The sequence below is a fragment of the Actinomycetota bacterium genome (assembly GCA_005888325.1).
Taxonomy (GTDB): Bacteria; Actinomycetota; Acidimicrobiia; order Acidimicrobiales; family AC-14; genus AC-14.
The window spans coordinates 3,972-10,059 of the sequence record VAWU01000087.1; the positions used below are offsets into that span (position 1 = coordinate 3,972).

Annotated in this window: 6 protein-coding genes and 1 pseudogene; all 7 read left to right on the forward strand. The window is 69.0% G+C overall.

Going from position 1 to position 6,088, the window contains the following annotated elements:
• Positions 1–84 precede the first annotated feature (84 nt).
• Complete coding sequence (rfbA, locus tag E6G06_22130) at positions 85–948, forward strand: glucose-1-phosphate thymidylyltransferase RfbA (GenBank protein TML85238.1); 864 nt, start codon at positions 85–87, stop codon at positions 946–948.
• A gap of 122 nt (positions 949–1,070) precedes the next feature.
• Complete coding sequence (locus tag E6G06_22135) at positions 1,071–2,333, forward strand: UDP-glucose/GDP-mannose dehydrogenase family protein (protein ID TML85243.1); 1,263 nt, start codon at positions 1,071–1,073, stop codon at positions 2,331–2,333.
• Positions 2,330–3,269, forward strand: a pseudogene (locus E6G06_22140) (SDR family oxidoreductase). Before E6G06_22135 ends, E6G06_22140 begins: the two are co-directional and overlap by 4 nt.
• Positions 3,270–3,291: 22 nt before the next feature.
• Complete coding sequence (locus tag E6G06_22145; protein ID TML85244.1) at positions 3,292–3,963, forward strand: glycosyltransferase family 2 protein; 672 nt, start codon at positions 3,292–3,294, stop codon at positions 3,961–3,963.
• Positions 3,900–4,835: a glycosyltransferase family 2 protein gene (locus E6G06_22150; protein TML85239.1), complete on the forward strand. Its 936-nt coding sequence runs from the start codon at positions 3,900–3,902 to the stop codon at positions 4,833–4,835. The genes E6G06_22145 and E6G06_22150 overlap by 64 nt, the downstream gene beginning before the upstream one ends.
• Positions 4,836–4,847: 12 nt before the next feature.
• The gene (locus tag E6G06_22155; GenBank protein TML85240.1) at positions 4,848–5,600 is read left to right on the forward strand and encodes a hypothetical protein; all 753 of its coding nucleotides are present in this window, start codon (positions 4,848–4,850) and stop codon (positions 5,598–5,600) included.
• A partial coding sequence (locus tag E6G06_22160) for a nucleotidyltransferase family protein (protein ID TML85241.1) occupies positions 5,597–6,088 on the forward strand: 492 nt, incomplete at its 3' end. The genes E6G06_22155 and E6G06_22160, both read left to right, overlap by 4 nt.

Here is a 6,088-nt window from a genome sequence, read left to right on the forward strand (position 1 = left end):
CCCGGGGACGACGCACCCGCGACCCGCGGCGGCGAAGCGCGCGCCTGACGGTCTCTCCACCTCGCGCATGAACGGCGGTGTCGCTTGAAAGGGATCGTGCTGGCCGGAGGCGAAGGCACTCGCCTGTACCCCATCACCAGCGGCATCAGCAAGCAGATCATGCCGGTGTACGACAAGCCGATGATCTACTACCCGCTCTCGACGTTGTTGCTGGCAGGGATACGCGAGATCCTGATCATCTCCACGCCTCGGGACACCCCGCATTTCGAGCGGCTCCTGGGCGACGGAGGACAGTTCGGCTGTCGCTTCTCCTATCTCGTCCAGGAGGAAGCCAACGGGTTGGCGCAGGCTTTCGTCCTCGGTGAGAGGTTCGTCGGCGCCGACGATGTGGCGTTGATCCTGGGCGACAACATCTTCTACGGGTCCTCGCTCGGCGAGAAGTTGGCGAGCCGGACCGATCCAGACGGCGGGATCATCTTCGCCTACCACGTGGCCGATCCCGAGCGCTACGGCGTGGTGGCGTTCGATCCGCAGATGCGGGTTCTTTCGATCGAGGAGAAGCCACATCGCCCGAAGTCCAACTACGCCGTACCCGGGCTGTACTTCTACGACAACGACGTCATCGCGATCGCCAAAGACCTCAAACCGAGCGCACGGGGGGCATACGAGATCACCGACGTCAACCAGGCCTACCTGAGGCAGGGCCGCCTGCGGGTCGGGGTGCTGGATCGGGGGACAGCCTGGCTCGACACCGGCACCTTCAACTCGCTCATGCAGGCCGCCCAGTTCGTCCAGGTCATCGAGGAGCGGCAGGGCCTGAAGATCGGATGCATCGAGGAAGTGGCATACCGACAGGGCTTCATCACCGCCGCTCAGCTCGAGCGTCTGGCCGAACCGCTCATGAAGAGCGGCTACGGCCAGTACCTGATGACCGTGCTCGGCGAGTAGCCGCGTCGGCGACGCTGTCGACCCGTGGCCGCATTCTCGTCCCGTACTCTCGTGGGCATGCACATGTTCCTTTGCCTGACCGGCGCGCCTCGACGGACCTCGCCGTGAGCCGGATCGCCGTCATCGGCACCGGCTACGTGGGCCTCACCACCGGTGCCTGCTTCGCCCACCTCGGCCATCAGGTCATCTGCGCCGACCTCATCCCCGAGAAGATCGAGCGGCTGTCGCGAGGCGACGTGCCGATCCTCGAGGCCGGTCTCGACGACCTCGTGCGCGAGGGGCTCGACACCAAGCGCCTCTCCTTCGTGCTCGGCGAGGAGCCGGCCGTGCGCGACTGCGAGTTCGCCTATCTCTGCGTGCCCACACCCCAAGGCGCGGACGGCTCGGCCGACCTCTCCTACATCCGGGTGGCCGCCGAGGCGATCGGCCCTGTGCTGCCGAGCGAGTCGATCGTCGTCAACAAGTCGACCGTGCCGGTGGGGTCGACGCGGGTGGTCGAGCTGGCGCTGCATCGCGACGACGTCCGCGTCGTATCGAACCCCGAGTTCCTGCGCGAGGGCTCCGCGGTGCACGACTTCCTCAACCCCGACCGCATCGTGATCGGCGCCGAGGACCAGGCCGCGGCCGGTCGCGTCGCCGCCCTGTTCTCCGCGCTCAAGGCGCCGGTGATCGTCACCGACCCCGCGTCCGCGGAGACGATCAAGTACGCGTCCAACGCCTTCCTCGCCACCAAGGTCAGCTTCGTCAACGCCATCGCCAACGTCTGCGAGGTCGTGGGCGCCGACGTGCGCGAGGTCGTGCTGGGCATGGGCTACGACAAGCGCATCGGCTTCGAGTTCCTCAAGCCCGGGCCCGGATGGGGAGGCAGTTGCTTCCCGAAGGACTCCCGCGCCCTGGTGCACATCGCCGAGGAGGCGGGGTACGACTTCGGGCTGTTGCGGGGTGTGATCGACGTCAACGACGCGCAGTTCGAGCGGGTGGCCGACAAGGTCGAGCGCATCGTGGGCGGCTCGCTGCAGGGGTGCCGGGTTGCGGTCTGGGGGCTCACGTTCAAGGCCCGCACCGACGACCTGCGCGACAGCCCGTCGCTCGCGGTGATCGAGCGGCTGTTGGCGCGAGGCGCCAGCGTGCGCGCCTACGACCCGGCGGTGAAGTCCCTCCCGCAAGGCGGTCCCGACGGGGTCGAGGTGTGTGCCGACCCGTATGCGGCGTGCGAAGGCGCGGCCGCGCTCGTGGTGCTCACCGAGTGGGACGACTTCCGCTGGCTCGACTTCGACAAGGTCGCAGCCGCGCTCAGCGCGCCCCGGGTCGTCGACGGCCGCAACCTGCTCGACCCGGCCAAGCTGAGGCGGCGCGGGTTCGAGTACCTCGGGGTGGGTCGATGACCTCCGACCACGGGCGGGTCGTCGTCACCGGTGGCGCAGGCTTCCTCGGCTCGCACCTGTGCCGCGAGCTTCTTGACGCGGGCAACGAGGTCATTGCCATCGACAACCTGATCACGGGCTCGCTCGACAACGTGTCCGAGCTCTCTGCGCGCGACGGGTTCTCGTTCGTCCAGCACGACGTGAGCAACCACATCGACGTGCCGGGCCAGGTCGACGCGGTGCTGCACTTCGCCAGCCCCGCGTCGCCGTGACTATCTCGAGCACCCCATCAAGACGCTCAAGGTGGGCAGCCTCGGCACCCACAACACGCTCGGCCTGGCGAAGGACAAGGGCGCCCGCTACTTCCTCGCGTCGACGAGCGAGGTCTACGGCGATCCGCTCGAGCACCCGCAGAAGGAGACCTACTGGGGCCACGTGAACCCCATCGGGCCGCGTGGCGTGTACGACGAGGCCAAGCGCTTCGCGGAAGCCATGACCATGGCGTACCACCGGTCCCACGGCGTCGACGTCCGCATCGTGCGCATCTTCAACACCTACGGTGAGCGGATGCGGCCGCTCGACGGACGGGTGGTCTCGAACTTCATCGTGCAGGCCCTCGCGGGCAAGCCGCTCACCGTCTACGGCGACGGCAGCCAGACGCGCAGCTTCTGCTACGTCGACGACGAGATCCGCGGCCTGCTCGCCCTTCTCGACTCCGATTACGTCGGTCCGGTGAACGTCGGCAACCCCGACGAGTTCACCGTGCTCGAGCTGGCCGAGATCGTGCTCGAGGTGACGCGCTCGCCGTCCGAGATCGTCTTCGAGGCCCTCCCGGTCGACGACCCCGCGCAGCGCCGTCCCGACATCACGCTCGCGCGCGAGGTGCTCGGTTGGGAGCCCACCGTCGACGTGCGCACCGGTGTGGCCCGCACCGCGGAGTGGTTCGCGCGTGGCTGAGTACCGAACCCTCTCGGTGGTGGTGCCCGTCTACAACGAGCGCACCACCGTCGTCGAGATCCTGCGCCGGATGCGCCAGGTCGAGCTGCCCGTCGACCTCGAGATCGTGGTCGTCGACGACGGCTCCGACGATGGCACCGAGAAGGTGCTGGGTGCGCTGGAGGACTCGACGGTGCGCGTCATCCACCACCCGAGAAACCGGGGCAAGGGCGCCGCGATCCGCACCGGCCTCGAGCACGCACGCGGCGACCTCCTCCTCATCCAGGACGCCGACCTCGAGTACGACCCCGACGACTGGCCGCGGCTGCTGGGCCCTGTGCTGAAGGGCAGGGCGCAGGTGGTCTACGGGAGCCGCTTCACCGGGGAACGCAGGAACCTCCTGTTCTGGCACTGGGTGGGCAACCGCTTCCTCTCTCTGGTGACCAACGTGCTCTACAACACGACGCTCTCCGACATGGAGACCTGCTACAAGCTGTTCGACCGCCAGGTGCTCGACGGCATCACCATCAAGTCCGACCGCTTCGAGTTCGAGCCCGAGATCACGGCCAAGGTCCTGCGCCGGGGCTACCACATCTACGAGGTGCCCATCTCCTACTCTGGTCGTGACCGCGACGAGGGCAAGAAGATCACCTGGATCGACGGGTTCGGGGCGCTGGCCACCCTCATCCGGTTCCGCTTCTGGAAGGGAGACTGACCCGAGCCGTGAGCGTCGGCGCAGTCGTCGTCAACTACAACGCCGGTGACCATCTGGTGGAGTGCGTTCGTAGCGTGCGCGCCGAGGGCGTGGTCGACATCGTCGTGGCCGACAACGCGTCGACCGACGGATCCGACCGCGCCGTCGCCGCGAGCGACCCCAACGTCGTCGTCCTGCCGACAGGGGCGAACCTCGGGTTCGGGGCGGCCGCGAACCGCGGCGTGGCCGCGTGCCCCGGCGACTACGTCCTCCTCCTCAACCCCGACACGCTCGTCGAGCCGGGTACGGTCAAGGTGCTCGCCGCCGCGCTGGACCGCGACCCCGGCCTCGCCCTCGTCGGCCCCCGCATCGAGAACCTCGACGGGTCGCTGTACCCGTCGGCCCGCACGTTCCCGTCCCTGGCCGACGCCATGGGCCACGCCTTTCTCGGGCTGGTCAACCCGTCCAACCGCTTCACCCGGCGCTACCGGATGCTCGACTGGGATCACGCGGCGGCGCGGGACGTCGACTGGGTGTCGGGTACGTGCATGCTCCTGCGCCGCTCCGCGTTCGAGGCGGTCGGCGGGTTCGACGAGCGCTACTTCATGTACGTCGAGGACGTCGACCTCTGCTGGCGCCTCTGGCACGCGGGCCGCCGGGTCGCGTACGAGCCGGCCGGCTGCGTGGTCCACACGATCGGTCTCTCCAGCGAGCAGTCCCCCTACCGGATGATCGCCGAGCACCACCGCTCGCTGCTGCGGTTCTCCGCGACGACGCTCACCGGCCCGAAGCGGGCGCTCCTCCCCCTCGTGGCGGCCGGGCTGGCCGTGCGCACCACGCTCGCCTGGCTGCAGCGGTTGCGGCGAGACCGACCCCCCGCAGCGCTGCACTAGGGTCGCTGCGCCATGGGAAAGGCTTCGTCGAACAAGAAGGTGGCCCGGGTCGCCCGTACGGGCGGCGGGCGCACTGCGCGCGGACGAGGCTCCCTGGTGTGGCCGGGTGTGCTCACGCTCACGGTCGTGCTGGGCACCTCGCTGATCTTCTACTCGCGTGCCCAGAACCAGACGAACACCGACAACCTCGCGCCGAAGCGGGGCGACCACTGGCACTCGGCGTACGCCTTCTACGTCTGCGACAGGTTCCTGCCCCCGATCACCGACCAGACCGACCCCCTCGGTGTGCACACCCACGGCGACGGCGTCATCCACGTCCACCCGACGTCGATCGCCTCGTCCGGGACGAACGCCATCTTCGCCAGGTTCATGGAGGCGGTGAAGGGCAAGGTCTCGACCTCCGAGATCAAGGTGCCGGGCCAGAAGACGATGAAGAACGACATGAAGTGCGGCCAGAAGCAGGGGCGGGTCGAGGCGCGCACCTGGGCCGCGGGCGCGTCGACGAGCAGCGACGGCAAGGTCGTCCTGGGCAACCCGGCCGACATACGACTCGCGGACCGCGAGCTCATCACCATTGCGTTCGTGCCGTCGGGAACCAAGGTGCCGCCGCCGCCGTCGGCAGGACAGCTCAACGCGTTGAGCGACGTCACGCCGGCGGCCACCGTCCCGCCGGCGACGACCGCGCCCATCGAGGGCACCACGCCGACGACGGCGGCAAGTCCGAGCACGACCGCGCCGAGCCCGAGCACGACTGCCGCGCCATGAGGGCGGTCGTGCTCGTCGGCGGCGAGGGCACGCGCCTTCGACCCCTCACCTGGACCACGCCCAAGCAGATGCTCCCGGTGGCCGAGGTGCCGATGATCGAGCGGGTGCTGGCCCACCTGGCCGAGTACGGCGTGGACGAGGCGGTGCTGTCGCTCGGGTACCGACCCGACGCGTTCTTCAAAGCCTTTCCCTCCGGGCGCTGCGCCGGCGTGAAGCTGACGTACGCGGTCGAGCCCGAGCCCCTCGACACGGCGGGTGCCATCCGCTTCGCGGCTCACCACGCCGGGATCGCGGAGCGGTTTCTCGCGGTGAACGGCGACGTGCTCACCGACCTCGACGTCGGCGCGCTCGTCGCCTTCCACGAGGATCGCGGGGCGGAGGCCACCATCCACCTCACGCGGGTCGACGACCCGTCGCGATTCGGCGTCGTGCCCACCGACGACGACGGCCGGGTGTCGATGTTCGTGGAGAAGCCGGCCCCGGGGGAA

What these genes read in the sequence shown, in the direction of transcription:
- E6G06_22155 (TML85240.1), top strand. Translation starts at nt 4,848, where the DNA reads ATGGGAAAGGCTTCGTCGAACAAGAAGGTGGCCCGGGTCGCCCGTACG.